The sequence below is a fragment of the Fictibacillus aquaticus genome, from assembly GCF_002245695.1.
Classification (GTDB): Bacteria; Bacillota; Bacilli; order Bacillales; family Fictibacillaceae; genus Fictibacillus; species Fictibacillus aquaticus.
Window position 1 is genome coordinate 1 of sequence record NZ_NOII01000106.1, and the last position, 659, is coordinate 659.

The following is a 659-nucleotide window of genomic DNA, read 5'->3' on the forward strand; positions in this document are numbered from 1 at the left end:
AGAACATGATGGGCGGCGGATTTACGATTACAAATCCGAATGCCATCGCTTCATGCGGGTGCGGATCATCATTTAAAACGGCAACTAACGCCGGTACACCGGAAGAATGCTAAAAAGAGGCGGGAGATAGATCCCGCCTCTTTTTTATGCAACAAAACACAGAAACACCGATGCTAAGCCGCATCGGTGTTTTGGATAGATGTGAAATATTCTTAAAATGCAAGAAGTGCAACAACACCAAGCAAATCGGCTGCGACAGCACTTCCTATAAAAAGACCTTTTCTTGTCTGGCCAGGTTTGATGCCCTGAACGAATAATACACTGCCTGCAACAAAAAATAAAATAGCTGCCAAAAGGTTCGGCTCCATTGAACGATCATCCTTTGTTAAGTTTTATGTATGTATAAATAATGATATAAAAAAATCCGGTGCGCCAACACCGGATGTCTTGATTATCTTGTGTGAAACGGCACTTGTCCGCCTCGAGTACTATAATAGCACATCACCATAATGATGTCTTGTGTAAAATTATGGATGAGAATAGCGCTCCAGTTCACGTAATTTATTCTTCAAATCAGGCATTGCCTGCGCACAGGATTCTAAAAAGTCCTCATCCGTGATGTGCAAAGCAGAAAGAATACTCTTTAGCTCTTCGATCAG

1 protein-coding gene and 1 pseudogene are annotated in these 659 nt (G+C 42.0%); one reads left to right on the top strand and one right to left on the bottom strand.

Annotated elements, in window-relative coordinates; all coding sequences use genetic code 11:
- A pseudogene (locus CGZ90_RS20275) lies at positions 1-113 on the top strand (iron-sulfur cluster assembly accessory protein); the annotation flags it as partial.
- 99 nt (positions 114-212) lie between these two features.
- Here the strand turns inward: CGZ90_RS20275 and CGZ90_RS20940 are convergent.
- Positions 213-368, bottom strand: coding sequence for a hypothetical protein (locus CGZ90_RS20940; protein ID WP_165766939.1), 156 nt, complete (start codon positions 366-368; stop codon positions 213-215).
- Between the last annotated feature and the right edge of the window lie 291 nt (positions 369-659).

Excerpts from the sequence above, each read along its gene's own strand:
- CGZ90_RS20940 (WP_165766939.1), bottom strand. The coding sequence starts at position 368 with ATGGAGCCGAACCTTTTGGCAGCTATTTTATTTTTTGTTGCAGGCAGT.